General features: G+C 68.4%; 17 protein-coding genes and 1 pseudogene. 9 read left to right on the top strand and 9 right to left on the bottom strand.

The features are described 5' to 3' along the window. Window positions 1-191, top strand: a 191-nt coding sequence (locus FFT21_RS25210; RefSeq protein ID WP_137813614.1) for a transposase family protein, incomplete at its 5' end; no start/stop codon positions are given. 83 nt (window positions 192-274) lie between these two features. Here FFT21_RS25210 and FFT21_RS25205 read toward each other — a convergent pair. After that, a protein-coding gene (locus FFT21_RS25205; protein WP_371856860.1) for an IS5 family transposase occupies window positions 275-1083 on the bottom strand; the annotation gives its coding sequence in 2 pieces (ribosomal slippage) (window positions 275-727 and window positions 730-1083; 807 coding nt in all). A 396-nt stretch (window positions 1084-1479) separates the two neighbouring features. Between FFT21_RS25205 and FFT21_RS25200 the strand changes: the two genes are divergently transcribed. Further along, entirely contained in the window at window positions 1480-2781 is a 1302-nt protein-coding gene (locus FFT21_RS25200) for a helix-turn-helix domain-containing protein (RefSeq protein ID WP_137816415.1), read from the top strand. Beyond that, on the top strand, window positions 2778-3587 hold the full coding sequence (locus tag FFT21_RS25195; protein ID WP_137816414.1) for a class I SAM-dependent methyltransferase: 810 nt from the start codon (window positions 2778-2780) through the stop codon (window positions 3585-3587). Before FFT21_RS25200 ends, FFT21_RS25195 begins: the two co-directional genes overlap by 4 nt. A gap of 85 nt (window positions 3588-3672) precedes the next feature. Here FFT21_RS25195 and FFT21_RS25190 read toward each other — a convergent pair whose 3' ends face one another. From FFT21_RS25190 to fxlM, 6 genes are all read right to left on the bottom strand, one after another. After that, on the bottom strand, window positions 3673-4812 hold the full coding sequence (locus FFT21_RS25190) for a hypothetical protein (RefSeq protein WP_137816413.1): 1140 nt from the start codon (window positions 4810-4812) through the stop codon (window positions 3673-3675). A 2-nt stretch (window positions 4813-4814) separates the two neighbouring features. Further along, window positions 4815-5783 carry a thiopeptide-type bacteriocin biosynthesis protein gene (locus FFT21_RS25185; RefSeq protein ID WP_137816412.1) on the bottom strand — a complete coding sequence of 323 codons (969 nt, stop codon included), beginning with the start codon at window positions 5781-5783 and terminating at the stop codon, window positions 4815-4817. Continuing rightward, window positions 5765-6949 (bottom strand): lanthionine synthetase C family protein, encoded by a 1185-nt coding sequence (locus tag FFT21_RS25180; protein ID WP_137816411.1) that lies wholly within the window; start codon window positions 6947-6949, stop codon window positions 5765-5767. The genes FFT21_RS25185 and FFT21_RS25180 overlap by 19 nt, the downstream gene beginning before the upstream one ends. Further along, window positions 6946-10056, bottom strand: coding sequence for a lantibiotic dehydratase (locus tag FFT21_RS25175; protein WP_137816410.1), 3111 nt, complete (start codon window positions 10054-10056; stop codon window positions 6946-6948). The genes FFT21_RS25180 and FFT21_RS25175 overlap by 4 nt, the downstream gene beginning before the upstream one ends. An 81-nt stretch (window positions 10057-10137) precedes the next feature. Further along, the gene (locus FFT21_RS25170; RefSeq protein ID WP_137816409.1) at window positions 10138-10329 is read right to left on the bottom strand and encodes an FxLD family lanthipeptide; all 192 of its coding nucleotides are present in this window, start codon (window positions 10327-10329) and stop codon (window positions 10138-10140) included. 55 nt (window positions 10330-10384) lie between these two features. Then, window positions 10385-11626 carry a methyltransferase, FxLD system gene (gene fxlM, locus FFT21_RS25165; protein ID WP_137816408.1) on the bottom strand — a complete coding sequence of 414 codons (1242 nt, stop codon included), beginning with the start codon at window positions 11624-11626 and terminating at the stop codon, window positions 10385-10387. A 401-nt stretch (window positions 11627-12027) separates the two neighbouring features. Between fxlM and FFT21_RS25160 the strand changes: the two genes are divergently transcribed. Further along, window positions 12028-13530 carry a helix-turn-helix domain-containing protein gene (locus tag FFT21_RS25160; RefSeq protein ID WP_137816407.1) on the top strand — a complete coding sequence of 501 codons (1503 nt, stop codon included), beginning with the start codon at window positions 12028-12030 and terminating at the stop codon, window positions 13528-13530. A 110-nt stretch (window positions 13531-13640) separates the two neighbouring features. Here the strand turns inward: FFT21_RS25160 and FFT21_RS25155 are convergent, their stop codons facing one another. After that, a complete protein-coding gene (locus tag FFT21_RS25155; RefSeq protein ID WP_137816406.1) occupies window positions 13641-14123 on the bottom strand; it encodes a hypothetical protein in 483 nt (160 codons plus the stop codon). 311 nt (window positions 14124-14434) lie between these two features. Here FFT21_RS25155 and FFT21_RS25150 point away from each other — a divergent pair. Continuing rightward, window positions 14435-15720, top strand: a pseudogene (locus FFT21_RS25150) (IS256 family transposase). Between the two features lie 926 nt (window positions 15721-16646). On the opposite strand, the gene FFT21_RS25140 reads toward FFT21_RS25150, so the two are convergent. Then, window positions 16647-17141: a prepilin peptidase gene (locus FFT21_RS25140; protein ID WP_225978742.1), complete on the bottom strand. Its 495-nt coding sequence runs from the start codon at window positions 17139-17141 to the stop codon at window positions 16647-16649. A 628-nt stretch (window positions 17142-17769) separates the two neighbouring features. Here FFT21_RS25140 and FFT21_RS25135 point away from each other — a divergent pair. From FFT21_RS25135 to istA, 4 genes are all read left to right on the top strand, one after another. Then, entirely contained in the window at window positions 17770-18144 is a 375-nt protein-coding gene (locus FFT21_RS25135) for a hypothetical protein (RefSeq protein WP_137816404.1), read from the top strand. A gap of 2 nt (window positions 18145-18146) precedes the next feature. Further along, window positions 18147-19187: a hypothetical protein gene (locus FFT21_RS25130; RefSeq protein ID WP_225978745.1), complete on the top strand. Its 1041-nt coding sequence runs from the start codon at window positions 18147-18149 to the stop codon at window positions 19185-19187. 176 nt (window positions 19188-19363) lie between these two features. Further along, the gene (locus FFT21_RS25125; protein ID WP_225978741.1) at window positions 19364-20050 is read left to right on the top strand and encodes an SAF domain-containing protein; all 687 of its coding nucleotides are present in this window, start codon (window positions 19364-19366) and stop codon (window positions 20048-20050) included. A gap of 90 nt (window positions 20051-20140) precedes the next feature. Beyond that, a complete protein-coding gene (gene istA / locus FFT21_RS25120) occupies window positions 20141-21613 on the top strand; it encodes an IS21 family transposase (protein WP_137816417.1) in 1473 nt (490 codons plus the stop codon). Window positions 21614-21641: the final 28 nt, after the last annotated feature.

Genomic DNA, 21641 nt, shown 5'->3' with positions numbered 1-21641 from the left:
GTGGCGAGCTCTCTATCGGCGACAAGGCAAACAACAGGGTGATCTCCTCGCTGCGCTCTGCCGTCGAACGATGCATCGCCCATGTCAAGAACTGGAAGATACTTGCCACCGGCTTTCGAGGGCACCTCGCCGAGCTTCCGAATGTCATCCGAATCGTCACCGCACTGGAGTTCTACCGACTTGGCTGGTAAGGGCTCTGAATAACGCTCCATCTTCGCGGTACCGCCTCCGGATATCGCTGCTGATTTCATGAGCGCGGCGTTTAGAGCTTGTCTCATGTGGTGAGTCGTTTGAAGCAGATCAGGGCGGCGGCCAGGGTGAGAAAGCCGCAGAACAGCTCGGGCTTGCGTTCGTAGCGCAGGGTGAGTCGGCGGTAGCCGAACAGTTGCGCGATGACGGGCTCGATGCGCCAGCGGTGCCGGCCGAGCTTGTCCGGGGCCTCGATGCCCTTGCGGGCGATGCGGGGGATGATGCCCCGCCGGCGCGGCCATACCCGCAGGTACGGGACGTCATAGGCCTTATCGGCGTGGAGCTTCGCCGGCCGCCACCGCCGCGGACCACGCCGGGAGGCCACCGCCGGAATCGCGGCCACCAGCGGCCGCAGCGCCTGGCTGTCGTGGGTGTTGGCCGCCGAGATGCCCACGGCCAACGGCAGGCCGGTACGGTCGGACAGCGCGTGGATCTTCGACCCGGGTTTGCCGCGGTCCACGGGGTTCGGACCGGTCATGGGTCCCCCCTTTTGGCCCGGACGCTGGCGGCGTCCAGGATCGCTCGGGACCAGTCGATCTCGCCTTGGCGGCCCAACTCGTCCAGCACGCGTTGATGCAGCCGTCGCCACAGCCCGGCCTCGGTCCAGGCGGTGAACCGGCGGTGCGCGGTCGCCTTCGACACCCCGAACACCGGAGGCAGATGCCGCCAGGCGCACCCGGTGGTCAGCACAAACACCACCGCAGTGAACACCATCCGCGGGTCCCTCTCCCGCGTGCCGCCGCCCTGCGGCCGTGCGGTTTGCGCTGGCAACAGCGGTTCGACCAGGGCCCACAGTTCATCGGGGACCAACCGGCGTGCGAACTCGTCGACCACGTCTGTGGATCATGACACAGCCCGATCATCCACATGAGACAAGCTCTTTAGTTCGCTTCCCTGCGTGAAGTGAAACGGGGATCGGTACAGTTCTCCAGAGCGCCGATGCGGCGGGCATGAGGCGCGGATGTGGCGACGTCGGCGTGGCCGGCGCGCTTTGGCCTCCGGGGGCGAGACGGCGGTACACCGTGATTGAGTGGGGGTTCACCGGTGGGCTGAGCGGCGGGGCCACTGCCGTGCACCGGTGGCGGGTTGTCCTGCCCTGCTGGTTGCCCAACGTCGCAGGACCCCAAGAACAACGGCCTGATTAGCCCAAATGGGTAGTGGTCGTGAGCATGTGACCTGCGTTAAGGGCGACTAGCTATGGTGGGACGTCCATGATCGGGGGTGGTCTGGGTGGCGAACCGACGCGACGCACTGGCGGCGCGCCGCGAAGCCATGGGTTTCACGCAACAGAGCTTCGCGATCCGGCTGAGGGTGGAGCTGTCCACGGTCGGCCGGTGGGAACGCGGCACGTTGACGCCACAGCCCTGGCGACGCCCGCAGATCGCGGCCGCGCTCGGCGTGTCCCTTGAGCAACTGGACAAGTTGCTGACCGTTTCGGCCGCGGCGGAGTCTGACGGGGCGCAGGCGGTCGCCGGGTCTGGCGAGCCGAACGCGGATGTCCGGTTTGATTGCACCTCGATCGCGGACGATGCTCGTGATGCCGCCCGGTTCGCCCGTCAGGTCAGTGACGCGAGGATCAGCCGCGCGAGCCTGGAGCAGATCAGCGTCAAGGTCCGTCGTTTCGCCACAGATTACGTCTCGCAGCCGCTGTCAGAACTGTTCGTGGATGTCCGCGAGCTGCGCGGTGACGTCTTCCACCTCGTGGAGAGCAACCGGTTCCCCGATCAGATGCGTGACCTGTATCTCGCCGCCAGCCGATTGAGTGGACTGCAGGCTCACATCTGCCTCGACCTCGGCTACTACCGTGCGGCGCGTACCCACGCCGATACCGCCTTTCTCTGCGCGGAGCTGGCCGGGAACAACGGAATGCGGGCGTGGGTGCGCGGCCTGCAGAGCCTCATCGCCTACTGGGATGGCCAGCTCGAAGAGGCCGTGGAGTTCGCTCGTGATGGTTCCCGCTACTGCGGTCACGGCTCGGTAGCCGCACGCCTGCCCAGCCTGGAAGCGCGAGCCTGTGCCGCCCGCGGCGACGCTCGGGGCGCGCTCGCCGCGCTCGAACGTGGTGAACGGGCCCGTGCCGTCGTGGGAGCAGACGACGATGATGCTGGTGTGTTCACCTTCCCCGCAGCCAAGCAAGCCGTCTACGCCGGAACCACGTTGTTGGCCCTGGGTGACCGTGCCACCGCCGCCAGGGCCGTGCAGGAGTCGTCATCCGCGCTCCAGCTCTACGCAGCCGCCCCGCCTGCCGACCGGTCCACCGGCGACATGCTGGCCGCGCGACTCGACCTCGGCCGTGCCTACCTCATGCAGGACGACTTGGACGGCATGACCGAGCAACTGCGCATTGTGCTCGCCACCCCACAGGTCCGACGGACGGCCAGCATTATCAAGCGCGCCGCCGGCATCGGCAAAAGCCTTGGTCGCACTCGATACGCGCACTCCCCGCAGGCCCGGGAGATCTCCCGGGAGATCGCGGCGTTCTGCGCGCCGCCGCCTGCACTCCCACCTCTTCCCACGCCGGAGATGACGTGAGCGACCTCGACACGACCAGCCGCGCCGTCCTTGCGGGTAGCGCCTACCGCGACGAGCGCCACCTCGCCGCTCGCCAATCGCTGTACCGGTGGCAACAACCCACCTATGACCTTCCGGGCATCGTGCTCGATCATCTCCCCACCGGCGGCGGCGGCGTTGTGCTGGACGTTGGTTGCGGAAACGGCCGCTACGTCACCAGAATCCGCGCCCAGCGCCCCGATCTCACCGTTGTCGGACTGGACATCTCCGCAGGCATCCTGGCTCATGTCGCACCGCCGGTGGCGGTGGCCGATGCCGCCGCGCTCCCGGTTGCCGACCGCTCTGCCGTCGCGGTCTTGGCCATGCACATGCTCTACCACGTCGACGATGTCGATGCTGCGCTTACAGAGTCGGTCCGGGTGCTCTCGCCCGGCGGCACGTTGATCGCGTCGACGAATGCCCGCGAGGACAAGAACGAACTCGATGACCTGTGGTCTGCCGCGGCGGCCGAGGTGCTGGGTGTCGAGCGCGGGCCGCGGCGTGTGTCGCTGAGTAGCCGCTTTCCCTTGGACGATGCCCCCGCCATGTTGCGTCCCTACTTCGCTGACGTCGAGGTCGTGGAGTTGGTCGGTGCCATCACGGTGCGCGAGCCCGAACCGGTGATCGCTCATCTGGCGTCCTACCGAACGTGGGCTGATACCGCCGGTGTCCCGTTTGACGCGACGCTGGAGTGCGCTCGGCGCCTGCTGGACAGCGTGATCGACCGCGACGGCGAGTTCCGCATCAGTTGTCGCAGTGGCCTGCTGTTCTGCCACGGACCACGATAGGACGCGGCAGGGAAGTGCCCGGGGGCTGCGCCCGAACTATTCGTGCTCCCGCCGGGAGACTGTGAGACTGTTCAGCGGCGGCTGGTCACGCCCAGGTACCCGCAGGCTCCGTCTGGGCTACGAAGGCGCTCAATACTTCTGCCGCGGTGTGCGTGGAGCTGAACAGAGAATGGAGTAGGGAGTCCGGCAGTGTTCCTGCTCCCAGGCCAGAGGACGTCACCAGGTCGGTGAGTGCGTTGCGCTGCTCGCTGGTCAAGCCATCCAGCGCGGCGGGAAATCGGAGCACCTCGCGTGCTCCGTATCCGTCCTCAGCATCGATCGCTTCGTCGACCACTTGGGAGAAGATCCCTTCGGCCGCGCCGGAATCGCTGGCGCGGACGAGCGTGGTCACGGCCAGTCCGAGCTGGCACCGGAAGACCGCGTAGCCGGGCACCGGGTCGCCTTGGAGGAAGTTCTCGATCATCGCGGTGATCTCCCGGCTTGCCGGGGTCCGGCCAGCGTGGGTGCACATCACCTTGAGGCAGGATGCGACCTGGAGTTCCCACGGTTGTTTCGGCGTGCTCTCGGCCAGTGCGGCCTGCGCCGCTGCCGGTGCTCCGTTCAGGCAGTGAGCCACGATCGTCGCCTGCCGGCCCTCCATGAGATGCAATCCGATCCCGCGGTGAGCTTGCGCGTGGGCCACCGCCTGATCCCATCGTCCGGCGAGCGTCAGGGCGCGGATTCCATCCCCGAGGAGGTGCAGCCACACCCATTCACGAAGCTTGTGGTGTTCGTAGCGGGTGCCGGTGACCTCGGCCAGGGGCAAGGTGTGTCCGTCGAGGACGAGGTCGGTATTGGACGTGACAGCCTGGTACATCGACGCCAGCAACCGCAGCGCCTGCTCGCCGTCGCCGGCGCGGATCCGCAGCCGGGCGAGGTTGAGCACCGGTTCGAGCATTCGCCGGGCCTCCAGCACGGTGAGCGGGCGACGGGCGCCGCGATAGACGTCGATGTGTCGCCAGCACAGGTCGCGGGCGAGGTTCGGCAGGCCGCAGTCGCTGGCTATCAGGGCGGCCCTGTTCAGGGCGTCCGCCGCTGCGGCCAGGCCGTTTGTGCCGCCTTGCCGCGCTGCATGGGCGACGTCGGCGATCTCCTGGACTCGCTCGGTCAGGGAGGGACAGGCAGGCCGGGGTCGGCCGAGGAGAGGGAAGTAGCGCGCGGCTGCGGCCAGGGTTGCGGGGTTCATGCTCACCTCCGGGGCAGCAGGGCCGTGGTCGCGGCGCGGGCGAGGATGCCTTGGCTGGCGGCGGACAGACCGAACCGGTTCCAGTGGAAGATGAGCATGTGGGTGAGGACCGCTCGGACACCTCGCTCCAGGCGCCCTTGCGCGGCGGCGTCGCGGAGCTGGTGGCCGGCGGTCTGGAACGCGGCGAGCCAGGGCGCGGCGTACGCGACCGGTCCCCCGGGGGTGAACAGCTCGCTGTTGGGCAGGTCGGAGATCGACAGCAGGGCGCGCACCTTCGCTGCCAACCGCTCGATCCGCGCGGCGTCGGCATCGGCCGGCGTGGGTCGGAGCCGGGCGACCCGGTCGAAGACGTCGCCGCACTCGAACAGGTCCAGCCCGCTGGCGCGTAGCAGGCCACCGAGCAGCAGGATGGAGAGTTCGCGGCGACCAAGACCGGAGTCCTCACGGCGCAGGTAGTCGAGGACGCCGCGGGTGTCGGCGCAGAACAGGTCGTGGGCGGTCTCCATCCCCGTCGGGCCGCCGAAGGCGGCGGTCTCCGGCTCGTACACCGTCGGCCACCAGCGCGCGATGGCCCCCGAACTGGTCAGCTCACCGAGCACGCGGTCGACGGCCGCGTGATCCGCGCCGCGCAGGCGCAGCCGCCAACAGGGGTGCTTGCGCAGGAACCACCATCCGGCCACCGCGCCCTCGGCCCGGAGCTGGTCGAGGGCCGGCCCCAACTGGGTCGCGCCCACGGCCTCGGCAGCGGGCCAGTCGGCGAACTGGACACGCACCTGGTACCAGTCCTGCTCTGCGTGTCGCTCCAGCGCCGCGAGCCCGGCCGCCTGGTAGATCAGCACAGCTTCGTCGAGGTCATGCGGGTCCACGGACCTGGCCGCCGCAGTGGCCTTCAGGTCGGCGCCGGCGAGCACGGCGAGGACGGCGGCGGCGAGTTCGGACGGGGACGTGGAGGTCAGGTGATCAGCAGGCATGTGTCCCATCCCGTGCGTGGCGGTGCGGTGTTCCGTGCGGTTTCCAGTGCCAGGGCGATCCCTGCGCCTCCCGTGAGCAGCCCGCCCTCGTCCCGCTGATCCCCGAGCGTGCGGGCGTGCTCGGCGAGCCTGACGGCCAGTACGGGGAGCCTTCGGGTGATCGCTGGGGTCCCCGCGTCGCAGGCGGCTCGGTAGGCGGTCTGATAGACCCCGGCGGTGCCGTGGCACAGGCCCGGCTCGGTGATCCGGGCGAGGTGTTGGTCGGTCAGGGCCGCGGCCAGGGCGTCCTCTGCGGCTTCCTTGCGGCGCGCGTCGTTGGTGGCGGTGGCCGCGAGTTGCTGGGCGCGGGCGATTCCGACCGTGCCGTAGCACCAGGAGGGCCGGCCGGGGCCAGGTTGAGTGGGACGGCCGGTGCGCAGTTCTTCGCGCGTGACCCAGTGTGGCCACCACGGCCCGTCCGGGGAGTCCTGTCGCCACCGGTCGAACCAGCCGGTGAGGACGGCGATGGCCTCGTGTTGGCCGTCGACGACGTAGCCGTGGTTGGTGGCGAGGGCGAGCAGGGCGAGCAGCCCGGCGGCGCCGTGTGCCATCCCGAAGTTGGCGTGCCCGCCGGGGGTCGGCAGGATCTCGTCCGGGTCGTGGGCCACCCACCAGCCGGGAACCGCGACGCCGTCTTGGTATCGCGGCCTGGTCAGGCTGACCAGGTAGCGCAGGATCCCGGCGAGGACATCGCTTCCGGGTTTGCGGCGCAACAGCAGCGCAGCGATCCCGGTCAGTCCGTAGAAGAGGTCGAACTCGGCGAACGTGGCCGGCTCGTCCCGCTCGAACCGTGCGGTGGCGGTCGTCAGGCGCCGTCGGGCCAGTCGGAGCACGTGCTCGTCCAGCGCCTCGCAGGCGGCGCGGTAACGAGGATGGCTGTCCGAGGCGGCGTGCAGCATGAACGCGATAGCGGGCGCCCCGTAGTACAGGCCGGCGTGTGCGGCGGCGTCGATCGGCCCAGCCATCGCCCGCCGGATGTGTGCGCGGGCGGTGTCCCAGGTTCCGGTGCCGGTCCAGGCTCGCTCGATATGCAGCAGCGCTGTCCCGGCGTGACCGCGGGCGAGGGACTGGCTGGCGGCCTCGTCAACGGTGAGCGCCGCGAGGCCGGTGTCTCTGGCGGGATTCACAGGGCACCGGCCAGGGCAAGGCGGCGCAGCGCGGCGGCGCGGGCGAGTCGGCCGGTCTCCTTCTCATATGTCGGGTCGACGCCGACGGCACGGATGTGGTGCTCGTGCAGCAGCGTCCGGAGGATCATGCTCGGCCGGCGTTGTTGCTGCGCAAGGGCTCGGTGGTAGGCGGTGAGTGCGGTGTCTCGGTTTGTCCAGGCCGCTGCGACCGCCTCACCGCCTGGCAGGGTGCGGACGGCTCGATATCCCTCGCTGGGGTCCGCCAGCTCAAGCGCGTGGTCACGCAGCGTCCGGTCGAGCGGCCCTTTCTCCTGGCGTAGACATGCGAGGAGCGCCCGGTATCCGGCTTTCGGATCAGAGGCGAAGGATGCGGCCAGGTGCGCCATCGACGCCGCGGCCAGCGCCTGGGTGGACATCCCGGCTTCGTATGCCGTGGTGATCTGCGCGATCGCTGCTGCGGTGTCCGCGGTGAACACCCGTTCCGCTGCGGCCAGCGCGGGGCCCTCGCCGTAGCGGGCGGGATGCTCCGGGTGGGAGGCCAGGGTGAGCTGGCAGGGAAGACCGCGCCTTTCCAGGCCGGCCGTGAACTCGGCGACCGTGGCGGCGGCCTGCCCGTACTTTCCGGCGTCGGTCAGGCGAAGGAACACCGCGAGGTGTTGGTCGGTCTCGGGCCTGATCATGTCGCGGTGGCGCCGCACCCACCACGACGCGAGCAGACCGTCGAGGTCCTCGACCAGCCTGGGTAGGTGAGCGGTGAGGATCTCGTCGAACCGGGCGGGGTTGCCGGCCAACTGCGCGTGCACCACGGCGGAGTCACCTGGCCGAAGCAGGGCACCCGGTGCCGCGGTGACCGGCAGCGGCCGTGAGGTCGGGGTGATCGCGGTCATGGGGATCAGCAGCTCCGCCGGGCGGCCGATCCAGCCGTGGCCGTCGGGTGGGCCGTCCTCCTGTAGTTCGATCTGCCCGGCTCGCTCCACCTGGGCGCGCAGCAGGGTCCTGTCCAGATCGTGATCGAGGTCGAGGGGCAGGCGCAGCTCGCCGTGGCACAGCACGACCCGTGCCGGTACCCGCCACCGCTGCTGCCAGCAACGCAGAGAATCCGCTGGGCCGTCACCGGTCGATCGGCTGCGGAGGTCGGCTGCGGTGAGGATCCAGCGGGCAGCGGCCAGCACTGTGCGCCGGTACCTGATGCGCGGGACATAGGGGAGGGTCCGGGCGGCACCGAGATCGAATCCGCGGAATACCGCGCTGCGCGCATCGGCGACTTCGGCGAGGAATCGCGCCAGCGGCGGACTCTGGACCACGGTATCCAGCGCGTGCGGAACCCGAGGGCTCACCCGTCGGCCGGTGGAACGCTGAACCAGATACATCTGCTCCGCGTCGGCGGTGACCGCCAGGTCCTCCACGTCGATGACACCGGCACAGGAGTGCGCCTGATCGGGGTGCTCGGACAGAGGCACGACGTCAGGAAGCAGCGGCGCGACTCGTACGACGTTTTCGTTGTGGGGACGGCGTGGGGGAAAGGACAGCTGCACCGCCAACACCCCGTTCGGCGTCGGCTCTTCGGGCTCCGCGGCGTAGGTCGACGCCAGCCGTGCGCGGTCGGCGTCGTCGAGCAGGTGGGCGAACCGCCCGGCCATGCTGGTGGGGATGCGCGGCGCGGCGGTCACGCGGAGCTGGAAGTCGCCACGGTTGATCGCCTCGGTTGAGCAGGCGTACACCGCGACGCCGAGTTCGACCCGATGCGGCGGAACCATGTCGGCGGGCTCCCCGACGGTCAATGCGTCGATGTCGGCGTCGGTCAGCTCGATCTCCTCGGCCCCGTTCACGGTGGCCCGTTGGATCAACGCCAAGAGGGCGGCGTCGCGCTCGGTCAGCATCCGCCAGGCGGGCCGGGCCCGTGGCGCACCGAGATAGCCGGCGGGGTAGCTGAGCCCGGAATCGGCGACCAACTCCCGCACCGGCACCAGCGTTCCGGGCCCGTAACGGGCGCGGAACCGGGCGTGGTAGTCCAGCCAGGCCGTCGAGCCGAACGGCTGGGTGGTCAGCCGCAGGAGCACGCTCGCGGCGAGCGTGGCCTCGGTCAGTACCCGCTCGGGGACGGAGACCTTCGCGTCGAGGCGGACGTCCACGGCCAGTACGGGCTCACGGCCGGGGACAAGCGTGGTCATCTTCGCGACGAGGTCTTGGCGAATCTTGGCCGCCTGCTCACGGTCGCCTGCGGTGTTGTGACGGTGTACTTGGTCGCTGATCTGGTCGAGGTCGTGCAGCAGCGCGGCGATGTCGGGCACGTCCTCTCCGCCGGCCGCTCGCAGCGTGTGGACCAGATGGGACACGGCGTCGACGGTCGTCATTGGTGGTCGCAGGCTGGTGATCAGCAAGCCGGCGTCGACCAGGCCGTGCAGCAGTGCGTGGATCTTGTTGGGTGAGGCGGACGCGAACCGGGCCGCCAGGTGGGCGGCGAGCGCGTCGAACCGGATCGGCGAGCTGGCTGCGGCCAGCGCGAACTGCACCGGCCGACTCAGCCGTACCGAGGACTCCCGTAGCGGCCCGGGAGCGGATGCACCGACGTCGGCCCGCCGGTGCACGATCACGCGGCCATCGCGCACGATCCGTGCGTTGTTCGCCACGACCGTCAACCGAGGCCGCAGGGCGGGGTGCCGTTCAAGCTGTTCGATCAGCGTGAGGAGCCATTCGGCGTCCGCGTGCACCACAGCCCGATGTCCGACGCCCAGCTCAGCCGTGGCGGGCCCAATGGCCATGGCACCGACCCCGGCGAACATCCCGAACGGGGTCGCGCGCCGCTGCCAGCGCAGCAGGTAGGACGACACGGAGACGATGGCGCGGCGCAACTCCTTCACCGCGGGTGGCGGGGTCTCCATGTCGAGGAGCTGGTCGATCCGCGCACCAAGGGCCGTGCTGGCTAAGCGCAGGGCTTCGCGGACCTCCGAGCGCGCCCACACCTTGGCCAACCACGCCCGACCTTCCCGCTCGACCGTGGCTGGATCGGACAGGTTCAGATGCGTCGGTGGGTCCAGATCGCCTGGGTCGGTAGTGGCACGAATCAGGACGACGCCGGTGTGCTCGTAGCGCCTGGACACGGTCATGGTGATCCCATCTCCTCGCCCGACGTGAGCGGTGGCCGTCGGCGCCCGAGCCTCTCGGGCGCCGACGGCGGAGGGGCTCGGTCAGAACGGGTCGTTGGAGCCGGTGCTGCACGCGCTGGTGCTGCAGGTGGCACCGCACCCGTCGCTGGTGTCACACATCATGATCACGAGCCGTGTAGTGGACTCCACCACGCGCATGTCGAGTTCGAAGTCTGCGTCCTCGACGGTGGCGTCCTCACGGTCCGGGCGGTCAACGGCCAGTGCTGGCGACATCCGTTTCACTCCTCACTTCCGGGGTTGGGTGGTGCGTCCTGGCCAGCGATGACGCTCACGGCGCTGCAGGCCAGGAGATCGTGAGCAAGCCGTGGGTCTTCTCCAGGACCGCCGTGCCCTCGTTGGTCTCGGGCCGGTCCGTGCCGGTTGGCCAGTAGGCGAACGTCGGGGCGGGACCGCCCCGGACCCGGCGGTCCCACGCCTGGATCTGTTCGACCATGGCCGTGGCGGCAGCCTCGCCGTGCGTTCCATAGGCCCGCGCACCGAACTCGACGCCCTCCCGGGTTGGACGAACCGTCAGGTAGGCGAAGGAGTCGCCGCGCACGACCCCGAAGGGGAACCAGCCCTCGCCTTCGGCGGCCAGGTCGGTTCCCTCGTCCACGGCCAGCTTGCAGAAACCGGGCAGGAAGCAGGCGAACCACAGGTGCAGGTCGGCGAACGAGACGCCGTGCCTGATCGTGACGCCGGACCACACCTCGGTACGCGCCGTCGCCAGGACCCCGTCGAGCAGGCTCATGTCCTGCGGCACGTCGCCGTCGAACCGCAGCTTGACGTGGCTGCCGCGCCTGTCGGGAAGCAAGAAGACCCGCTCGTCATGGGCGCCCGAGCCCTGCATCGGGACGAAGCCACACACCTCGGCCGAGGTGCTCACCAGGTGGCTGCCCTCCCGGCGGAATCCGATCGAGCGAGTGATCCCGTTCATCCGGAGCGGAACGACAAGCGTGCCGTCCAACGACAACTGTGCAAGCCAGGCCGGCGCGATGTCCCACGCGCCGACCGTGACAACGATCGCGTCGACCGGCGCATCGAGTCCGGGCACACCGTCCTCCGCGTCGACCTGAATGACCGTCACCCGGCCGCTATAGCCGGTCGCATCGAGCAGGCCGCGGGCGCGGTCGGTCACCTCCGGGTCGATGTCCACGCTGACAACGCGTCCGTGCGGCCCGACAACCTCAGCCAGCAGCGCGGCGTTGTAGCCACCGGAGCCGATCTCCAGCACGCTCATCCCGGGTCCGAGCCCGGCCTGCTCGATCATGCGAGCCTGGATGAACGGCGCGCTGATCGAGGAGACGATCACGCCGTCCCGGTCCCTTTTGGTCGCCACCGAGTCGTGGGCGTTGTAGGCGACCTCCAGCGGCGTGCCCTCGGGAACGAACAGATGCCGCGGCACCACACGGAAGGCCCGCTCCACGACCGACGAGGTGATCACTCCGGCCGACAGAAGCTTGTCCGTCAAGGCGTTGCGTATCGTGGCTGCCCCGTCGGTGTCGGCGGAGGTATCAACCATCTGGCTCATGCGGATGCTCCCTGTCTGCTGTCGCCTGGTGGTGCCGCTTCGGCTGGCTTCCCCAAGCCGCATGTCTCGAGCGGCCAGGGGATCGTGGCGCGCCGTGCTTGGTGGCGAGGACACGGTCCCTCCGGCGTCTGGGCATCGGCAGCGTCGGTCTGCGTCACCTGTTGCGGCACAGCCGCGACGAGTTAATCGCGCGCGATCGAGTAGGTCGAGAGCGCCTACGGGGCGGCGATGAGGCGTTTATGCGGCGCCGAATGCTCTTGCCTGCGAAAACAGGACAGTCGAGGCCGGCGCGGTTCGCCCCATCGGGTCTCGACGCGTGTCCGGCGCGACGCAGCGACGAACCGACCCGGGCCTATACCTGCCCGGGTAGGCTGGACCAGCCCGTGATCGGGGGAGTAGCCATGGCAACACGACGCGACGCTCTCGCTGCGCGGCGGGAGGCACTCGGTTACACGCAGGAGACGCTTGCCCATAAACTGGGGGTCGAATTTTCGACAATCGGGCGATGGGAACGCGGCAGCCTGACTCCGCAGCCGTGGCGCCGGGCCGCCCTTGCCAAGGCTCTTGACGTGTCACTTGAAGAACTCGACGTGCTGCTGAACCCGCGCGTCAATCAGCCGCGCCCCATTGCGCCATCCACAAACGAGCTTGACGCCGCCGTTCACGTGGAAGCCGCGCGACTTTCGAGATCCGCTGTCCGGCCGCCGGTGGGCGCAGCGGACGACCGCGAGGATTTCCACGTCCTGGAGACGGACGCAGAGGTGAGTCAGGACCAGAAGCGGTGGCTGGCAACCCGGGCGGCGCTCGGTAGCACACGCCGTGCGCTGGCTGTCGTCGCCGAAGAGCTCTACCCCGACAGCCGAGTCCCGGGCCTCGAAGGCACCGGCGTCATTGCGCACCCGGACTGGATCCCAAAGTCCCCAATACCACTGCACCAGGTTTCACTGGTTCTGGACCCGGCGGCGGGCGATCCGGTCGTTACCGGTGGGGAGCCGCAGACCGCCGCCGTGCGGCCGTTGGCGACAACTGGCCAGCGATACCGCCGGTACCACGACGCTATCCGGGAATTGGCTCCGCCGCGGCTCTTCGAGAACCGGCTGTGCTTCCGCCTCACCCGTCTGGACTGCTGCACCACCACCATGGCGATGCAGTTCGGGCACATGGGCTTCTTCGACTCCATGGACGTCAACGAAGCCCTCGCCCACGAAACTGCCCTGCACCATCTTGCCTACGACCACCACGACCAACCGGTCACGTTGAAGCCGTCTTGGCAGCGACTAACTTTCCGCAAATTGGTCGGCGACCCGTTCGACCTCACACGGCGGCCGCTCATGGGCGCCGTCGGCACGCTGACGGTCCGCGGCGGTAGGTCGCCCAGCATCGTCCTGCACCAGCGCGACGGCCGCCGGGTCGCTGGAGGCGGCGGCATGACACACCTGCTTCCCGCCGCGATCTTCCAGCCCTCCAGCGTCTTGCCCGCAGCCATCGCCGAGGACTTCTCGCTCTGGCGCAACATTCAACGAGAATTCGCCGAAGAATTGCTCGGACATGACGAGTACGACGGCAGCGGTCGCCCCATCGCCTATGGAGACCTCGAGCCTTTCGTCACCCTTGACCGTGCGCGTGAGGCCGGCGACATCATGATCTGGTGCCTGGGTATTACGCTCGACGCCTTGACGTTGAGCGGCGACATCCTCACCGTCGCGGTGATAGCGCCAGACCTCTACGACGACCTGTTCGCGGGAGCGGTCAGGGCGAACTCCGAAGGTTCGGTCCCTGCCCGGGCTTTGCCGTTCGATGAGCACACCCTGTGCGAGCTTCGCGAGCATGGCCAACTCTCGCCCGGCGCTGCTGCCGCGCTCCATCTCGCGTGGACGCATCGCGACCAACTGCTATCACGGTAGTCCCACCTGCCGCCGCACCGGACACTGTCTGGTCAAGAAGCCTCGCCGACTTGGGCAGCCATCAGACGATGGATAGCGCACGGTGGCGGGACCTTGTGCGGACGGCTCGGTCACCATCTCCCGCGCAGCGTGGATGCCGAGCGGGCAGCCGCGACAACAGCGCTCCATGGTGGAAGCTCTCTGCCCACGGTCGGGCCGTTCAGCCAACGGCGTCCTTGGCTTGCGTTCTGCTCGTTGGGCAAGACGATCAATGATCCGGGCTGTCTCCACTCCACCTGGATGCGAATCAGGTCTTCCCAGGTCGAAGCACGCAGCTCCGTGCGCGGTTGAGTGAGGAAGATCCAGTCATCGGGCGTGCCCGGGGCGACGATGATCGGTGCGTGCATCATGTGGACCGTGAGGATGTTGTTTACCTCGGCCGCGAACCCAGCGCGCATGGTCAGTGCGTCCACGACCTCACCGATGCGCAAACTAATTGAGCACGTTTTACTGTCTACTGTGGTGGGCCAGTTGAACAGGCTCCGGTAGCTGTTGGACAGCCGCCGAACCCGGTGCAGTTTCCGGTCGAGTTCGCTTTCAACCGTAGTACTCACGCCGACGTTCTCCTGGTAGTTGGACGGTTGGTGGCGGCGGGACCGGAGGCGTCGGGCGCGGCTCCGGCCCCGCCGCAGCCGGTGTGGCGGTCGATCGAATGACTCCCGCGCAGTGGGCTGGATGATGAACTCGCCGTCTATGCGCTACTGCTGCGAGTCACCCTTGCCGACAAGTACGTTGAGGATCGCGGCGGGACCGGTGAGCCATGCTTGAAACCTGTGGATCGGCCGAGGAAGGGCGTACCTTCCCGGTGATCGAGTAGAGGTTCTCAAGCAGGCCGACGTTGGCGCGTCGGTCGGGAAGGCACGCCATGCTCACCGTAGTCCCTGACTCCGCCTCCGGCGACGAGGGCCGTCCGGCCGCGGGCGAGTCGTCGTTGATCGACCAGATCGTCCGGGAGGGTGCCCGCCGGATGCTGGCCGAAGCCCTGCGCGCCGAGGTCGACGCCTACCTTGCCGCGTTCGCCGACGAGCGTGACGAGCACGGCCACCGCCTGGTGGTGCGTAACGGCTACCACCAACCGCGCGAGGTCCTGACCAGCGCGGGCGCGGTGGAGTGACCGCGCCGCGGGTCAACGACAAGCGTGTGGACTGCGAAACGGGCGAACGGAAGCGGTTCGCCTCGGCGATCCTGCCGGCGTGGGCACGCAAGACCCCGAAGATCACCGAGGTGCTGCCGCTGTTGTACCTGCATGGCCTGTCCTCAGGTGATTTCGTGCCTGCGCTGGGTGAGTTCCTCGGCTCGACCGCGGGCCTGTCCGCACCGGTGATCACCAGGCTGACCGAGCAGTGGAAGGCCGAGCAGCGCGCCTTCGCCGAACGGGATCTCTCCGGTGTGGACTATGTCTACCTGTGGGCGGACGGCATCCACGTCAATATCCGCCTGGAGGAGCACACGCTGTGCCTGCTGGTGATGATCGGCGTGCGGGCTGATGGCCGCAAAGAACTGGTCGCGCTGGCCGACGGCTACCGCGAGTCGACCGAGTCGTGGGCGGATCTGCTGCGCGATTGTCGCCGGCGTGGGATGCGGGCACCGGTGCTGGCCATCGGGGATGGGGCATTGGGGTTCTGGGGCGCGTTGCGCGAGGTCTTTCCGGAAACACGCGAACAGCGGTGCTGGTTCCACAAGATCGCCAATGTGCTCGCCGCGCTGCCCAAGTCGGCCCATCCTGGAGCGAAGAAGGCGCTGGCGGAGATCTGGAACGCTGAGGACCGCCGGCACGCCCTGGACGCGGTGAAAGCCTTCGATGCCGCCTACGGCGCCAAATTCCCCAAGGCGGTCGCCAAGATCACCGACGATGTCGACGAGCTGCTGGCGTTCTACGACTACCCGGCCGAGCACTGGATCCATCTGCGCACGACCAACCCGATCGAGTCCACCTTCGCCACCGTGCGGCATCGGACGAAGGTGACCAAGGGTCCCGGCTCACGGGCTGCCGGGCTGGCGATGGCGTTCAAGCTGATCCAGTCAGCGCAGGATCGGTGGCGCGCGGTGAACGCACCCCATCTCGTCGCGCTGGTGCGCTCCGGCGCGGTGTTCGTCAACGGCAAGCTCGTCGAACGACCTGACGAGCACCCCACTCCGACCGCCGCTTAAAGATCTTGATCCACAGGTATTGACAATGGCTCGGACCGGTATCGGGGTCGCGGTCCCGCCGCGATATGACGGCGGAGCAGGGCGCCCGTCGACGGCCGGGGGAACGCCGTCGCTGTACTGCTCCACCGTGCTCGCTGTTGCGGTCTGTCCGGCGCGGCCAGACGCACCTGGCGCGGGCGTGTTCGCCACGTGCGCGGACATCGCGACGATGGAAAGGAAGCGGGCCGCTCCGGTCCGGTCGAGGATCGCAGACTCCCCTGGGGGAGCGACAATAACGACCTCGGAGCCGCGCACGATGACGCACAGGGTTCGCTCACGGCCGGCAGCGTCACGGCACGGAACGATCCACTGGTCATGGTTCATCGTGCGTCACCGCCTGGCGCGGTATTCCCCGCTCCATTCTCGTCGACGCGCCGGTGCACAGAGAAACGCGGCACAGCGAGCTGAGTCTTTTGGTGTCGCGAAACACCGGGCTCCGCGAATCGTTGGGAGAGCATCATCTACTCCAATGAGTCAGTGAGCCCAAGTTCCTTGCTTTATCCTTCGTGACCACGAAAAAAGCGGTCGCTCGTGATCGACGCAGCTGACTACAGACGGGAACAGTCAGTAGAATCGGTCCACGGGCTAGGTTTCTTCTGGCCGGTGGTGCTGTGACCGACCGGGAATCAATTAACCGTGCGCTGCGGGATACTGACCAGGTCGGCTATGGGGCGGCCGCGCGGCGCCGATGGGGCGTCACCGCGGCTGACCTGCGATTATGTCGCCAGGGTGCCCCTGTTGCGTCGATCGGGTGATATTCGTGGACGCCCGTCTTTTGAGTCGTGAAACGCGGTGCTCCTCGGGTCTACACAGCATGGTCCAGCGAGACGGGGCGCTCGAGCTGCGAACTCTGACGCAGCGCCGAGCGTCTGCCAATACACGCCAAGTCAGGTTGGCGGCATGATGATCGCGAGGAACGCCCCGAGGATGAGGTAAGGCCCCATCGGCAGTAGGTAGTCAGCCGGCGCGCGCCCGGTCGCGCGAAGAAGCAGCCATGCGAGGGCTGCGGCCAGCCATCCGAAGAAGGTGGCCGTGATAAGTGCTGACCAGCTCACCCAGCCGAGAGTCAGCCCCAGCAGCGCGCCCAGCTTTACGTCACCCGCCCCGAGTCCGCCACCGGAAAGAAACGCCAGGACGAGGTAGAACGCCGCCAGGAGCGCCATGCCCGCGAGCGCACGAACGAAACCGGGCGTACTGGGGTGCAGCACGGTCGAGGCAGCGAGCAGCAGCCCGACGAGGGTGGTAGCGGGGTAGAGGATCACGCTCGGCAGTCGCTGATCGACGAGGTCGATCAAGCTGAGCATGGCACCGCTGACCACGAAAACGCTGAAGGGCAACAGGTCGAAGTGTTCGCCAACCCGCCAGGCCAGCGCTGCGTACAAGATCGCAGTGAGGACCGGAACCGTTGGGCGGGCCGCCAGCAGACGCGGCGGATCTGACGTGAGCAGCCGCCGCGTCGGGATCCCAAGGGCCGCGCCTACCAAAACCCCGACGCCCGCCCATGACGCGATGAGGGCGCCCCCACTCAACTGGCACCGTCCTTCGTGACCTGACGTAATCGGTGTACGGCCACCCCGGTCGCAAGAAGCCGCAGATCGTGACCTCAGTGTGGCTCAAGACCAACACATCCGGCGATCTTGTAATCCGGACGGGTGAAGATTTCGCCGATATCCTCATTCCGACCTCAAAGTCAGTGCTTCCCCACTTTGCAGTCGGTAAGGGTGGCAGGTGTAGGACGAGTTGTGAATCGCGGAGGCGGTAGACGATCTCTGCGGATGTCTGCGGGTTGGGCGTGACAGGAGGGTGACCTTGAACGCGTGGGGTGTTAAGCGCGCGGTGATGTTCGCCGCAGGGACACTGGCGTTGGCACTAGCGGCCTGTAGCTCCAGGAGCGCGGGTGGCTCTACGTCACCCACCTCGATGCCTGCCGCGTCGACTTCGTCCTCCCCGGCTATCACGTCGTCGTTAGCGGACCAGGCCAAGGAGGCCGCCCTCGCGGCGTACCGAGGGATGTGGCAGGACTTCGTCGAGGCCGGATACACCTCGGACTGGCAGTCTTCGAAGTTGGGACAGTACGCGACAGGAATCGCGCTGACGAACCTGTCACGTGGCCTGTATGCCGATCACTACAACGGCTTGGTCACCAAGGGTGCGCCAATCTTGAACCCTGCCGTCTCTTCCGCGGACCCGCTCAACGCCCCCAAGAAGATCATTATCACGGACTGTGGGGATTCGAGCCATTGGCTGAAGTACCGCGCCGATAACGGTCAGCTCGCGGACGATAAGCCTGGTGGTCGCCAGTTGATCAATGCCATCGTCGAGAAGCAATCCGATGGTACCTGGAAGGTCACCGACTATGGCGTTCACGATGTGGGGACGTGTTGACCATGCGCCGTATCGCCACCATCGCGGGAATCGCGACTTTAAGCATGATTGGTTTGGCTTCTCCGGTTCTGGCGGACGGTGGCTGGGGCAGTACATCCTGCAGCCAGGTCCCTACACCCGCCTGCGATCTCGGCGCGGGTACGGGCGGCCATGACGGGAAGGTTGGCGAGAATCCGGGAAACAGCAATGGGAAACCGGGCCGTACTGGCCAGAGTAATTCCGGGGCCAGCGGCGGCGAGCCGGCTCCGGGTGACACGATCACCGATGATAACACGAACCTGGCGAACTGTTCGTATGTCAAGAGCGACTACCAACCGCCTGCCGGTGGTGTGACTACCGCCGCCTACACCAGGCTGGTGAACTCCGCTGTGGTCGTTCAGCCTGCGGTGTTCACGCGCTCGCGAGCGCGTACGGGGATGTTGGCGGAGCCGGTCGCAGGTCCGGATCAAGGTCAGCAGGGTGCTTGGTATGTCTGGAAGTGCACCGGGCCCGGGGTGGGCAAGGACGCGCTGTACCGGCCACCGGTGTGGATCCCGAACGGGCAGCAGCCGGGTGCGGCCCCGTTGCCCTCGCCGGCCGAACTCGCGGCCATGGCGCGCAAGCAGTTGCGGCTTCCGTCGCCGACGATCGCTGCGAATCCGGCCGGTGAGCAGTTGGTAAACCTGCCGACGTGGCTGTGGCTGTCGAACGGGTGGGGGCCGGTGTCGGCGACCGCGTCGGTACCGGGGGTGTCGGTGACCGCTACGGCGACCCCGACGTCGGTGACCTGGTCGATGGGGGATGGCGCCACGGTGACCTGTCAGGGTGCGGGCACGCCGTTTCGGCCAGGCAGTGATCCGAGGGCGGCTTCGCCGGACTGCGGCTACACCTACCGGTCGTCCTCGGCGGGTCAGGTCGCCGAAGCGTTTCCGGTGACGGCGACGGTTCATTGGAGCGTCACGTGGTCCGGTGCGGGCCAGGGCGGGACGTTCCCGGACATGACCACGACCTCGCGTGCGGCGTTTCGTGTCGCGGAGGCGCAGGCGTTGAACAACGGCGGCTGACCCCATCGGCGTCGCCTGGCGTCCGCCACAACGACATACCAGAGCTTTTTCCATCCGCTCGCTGAACGACCTCGGCGACGCGGCGTACCACTCGTGTGCCTGGAGGTACCGGCGTGAGCACCAATATCACGACCCAGGCCGATGCCGGCCGGTCTCGTTCGGGGAGCGGCTCCTGGGTGGCTGAGAGCAGGAAGTCCGCCTCGCGGCTGCGGGGCACGAATCGGCGGCGCAGCATCCCGTACCTGCTGCTGGGCGTGCTGCTCGTGCTGGCCTGTGCCGGTGGGTTCGCGGTGGTGTCGCTGAAGGCCGGCAACCGCCAGCCGGTGCTGGCGCTGGCGCGACCGGTGGCGGTGGGGCAGGTGCTGACCGTCCAGGACCTGAGGCAGGTCAACGTCGCGGTCGACCCCGGGGTGCCCGTGGTGGACGCCAGCCAGGCGACCAGCGTGGTGGGCAAGACACTGTCGACGAGCCTGCCCCCGGGGACACTGCTCACCCCGGGCGTCCTCAGCGGTGCCGGGATTCCGGCGGCGGGACAGGCGATCGCGGCGTTGGCGTTGAAGGCGGGCCAGTTTCCGCCCGAGGTTTCACCCGGTGCGCACGTGTCGGTGGTGTTCGTGCCCGGCCAGGCGGGCAGCGCCCTGGCCAGTCCGCCGAGCCCGGATGCCTCGACGGTGTGGCCGGCGGTGGTGACCAGCGTGACCTCGCCGCCGAACGAGCAGACCACCGTGATCTCCGTGCAGCTCTCGGAGGGTTGCCGGCGGACACGAGAAAATCTTGGTGGGCGGACACAGAAGCCCAGGTCTGCGGACATCAGAAGTCTCGGTCTGTGGCCAGTTGATCTCCAGATGTTGACCTTGATGTGAGGGAGTGGTCTCTCCGGTGGAGTTGGCTGCTGGTTGCCGTCAGTAGCCGCCTCGACCGGAGAGACCGTGACCAAGTCTGGCAGGGAAGTGATGGAGATCCTCGAAGCGTTCGACCTGACCCGATGCGCGTGGTCAGCAGCCCAGCTCGCGGGTGTGGACCCCAAGACCGTCAAACGCTATGTCGCCCGGAGGGATGCTGGTATGAACCCGACCGGCCCGGCGCGGCGGCCTCGCGCGATCGACCCGTTCATGCCCAAGATCGAGGAGCTGGTGGAGGCGTCGGCGGGCAAGATCCGCGCTGACGTGGTGCACCAGCGGCTCGTGGCGATGGGCTTCGGCGGCACGGACCGCTCGACCCGGCGGGCGGTGGCGGAGGCCAAGACCGCCTGGCGGGCCGGGCGGCGCCGCACGTATCGGCCGTGGGTGGCCGAGCCGGGGATGTGGATGCAGGTCGACTGGGGTGCCGGTCCGGTGGTGGCGGGCCGTGCGACGAGCCTGTTCTGCGCGTGGCTGGCGTGGTCGCGATTCCGGGTGGTGATCCCGGTGTGGGACCAGACGCTGGGCACTCTGGTGTCGTGTGTGGACACTGCGCTGCGGCGTTTCGGCGGCGCGCCAACGTATCTGCTCACCGACAACGCGCGGACGGTGACTATGGATCGGATCGCGGGGGTTGCGGTGCGGCATCCGGAGATGGTCGCGGTCGGCCGCCACTACGGCTGCAAGGTGGAGACCTGTGTGCCGTTCGACCCGGAGTCCAAGGGCGGGGTCGAGGCCACGGTGAAGATCGCGAAGGCCGATCTGGTGCCGACCTCGGCGAATCTGCTGGGCGCCTACGCCTCGTTCACCGAGCTGGCCGCCGCGGCCGAAAAGTGGTGCGAGCAGGTCAACACCCGCCCGCATCGAGAGACCCGGCTGGCGCCGGTGGCACGGCTGGCCGACGAGCGGGCGCATCTGCACGTGCTGCCCGCCGAGCCGCATGCGACCGCGCTGGGGGAGGAACGCTTGGTCGATGATGACCAGACCGTCCGGTTCGGGTCGGTGCGTTACTCCACCCCGCCCGGCCACGTCGGGACCAGGGTGTGGTGCCGGGTCGTTGGGGAGGAACTCGCCATCACCGCCCGCACCGAGCACGGCCTGGCCGAGATCGCCCGGCACCGGCTCTCGACGCCGGGCAACCCAAGCATCGCCGACGAGCACTACCCGCACCATCCCAGCGGTCGCAGCGTTCACCGGCCGACACCGAAGGCCCGCACCCCGGAGGAGGTCGCGTTCCTCGCCCTCGGTGAGGGTGCGCACCGGTGGCTGGTCGAGGCCGCCGCCGCGGGTGCGCCGCGGGTGCGGTCGAAGATGCGCCGGGCGGTCGAACTGGCCGCCGCGATCGGCGCCGACACCGTCGACGAGGCACTCGGACTGGCCGCGATCGCGGGCCGGTTCGCCGACGACGACCTGCCCTCCATCGTCGACCACCTCGCCGGCGCCCGGCCGGTCGGTGAGGTCGTGGTAGCCGACGAGCAGCACTCGGTGCAGCCCGGCACCCGTGGCTGGGAGGTGTTCGGCCAGTGAACCCGACCCCACCCGCGCTGCCCGCCGA

The sequence above is a fragment of the Gandjariella thermophila genome (assembly GCF_005405885.1).
GTDB classification, from domain to species: domain Bacteria; phylum Actinomycetota; class Actinomycetes; order Mycobacteriales; family Pseudonocardiaceae; genus Gandjariella; species Gandjariella thermophila.
The sequence above is the reverse complement of the archived record's forward strand: the minus strand, read 5'-3'. Positions and strand labels throughout refer to the sequence as shown.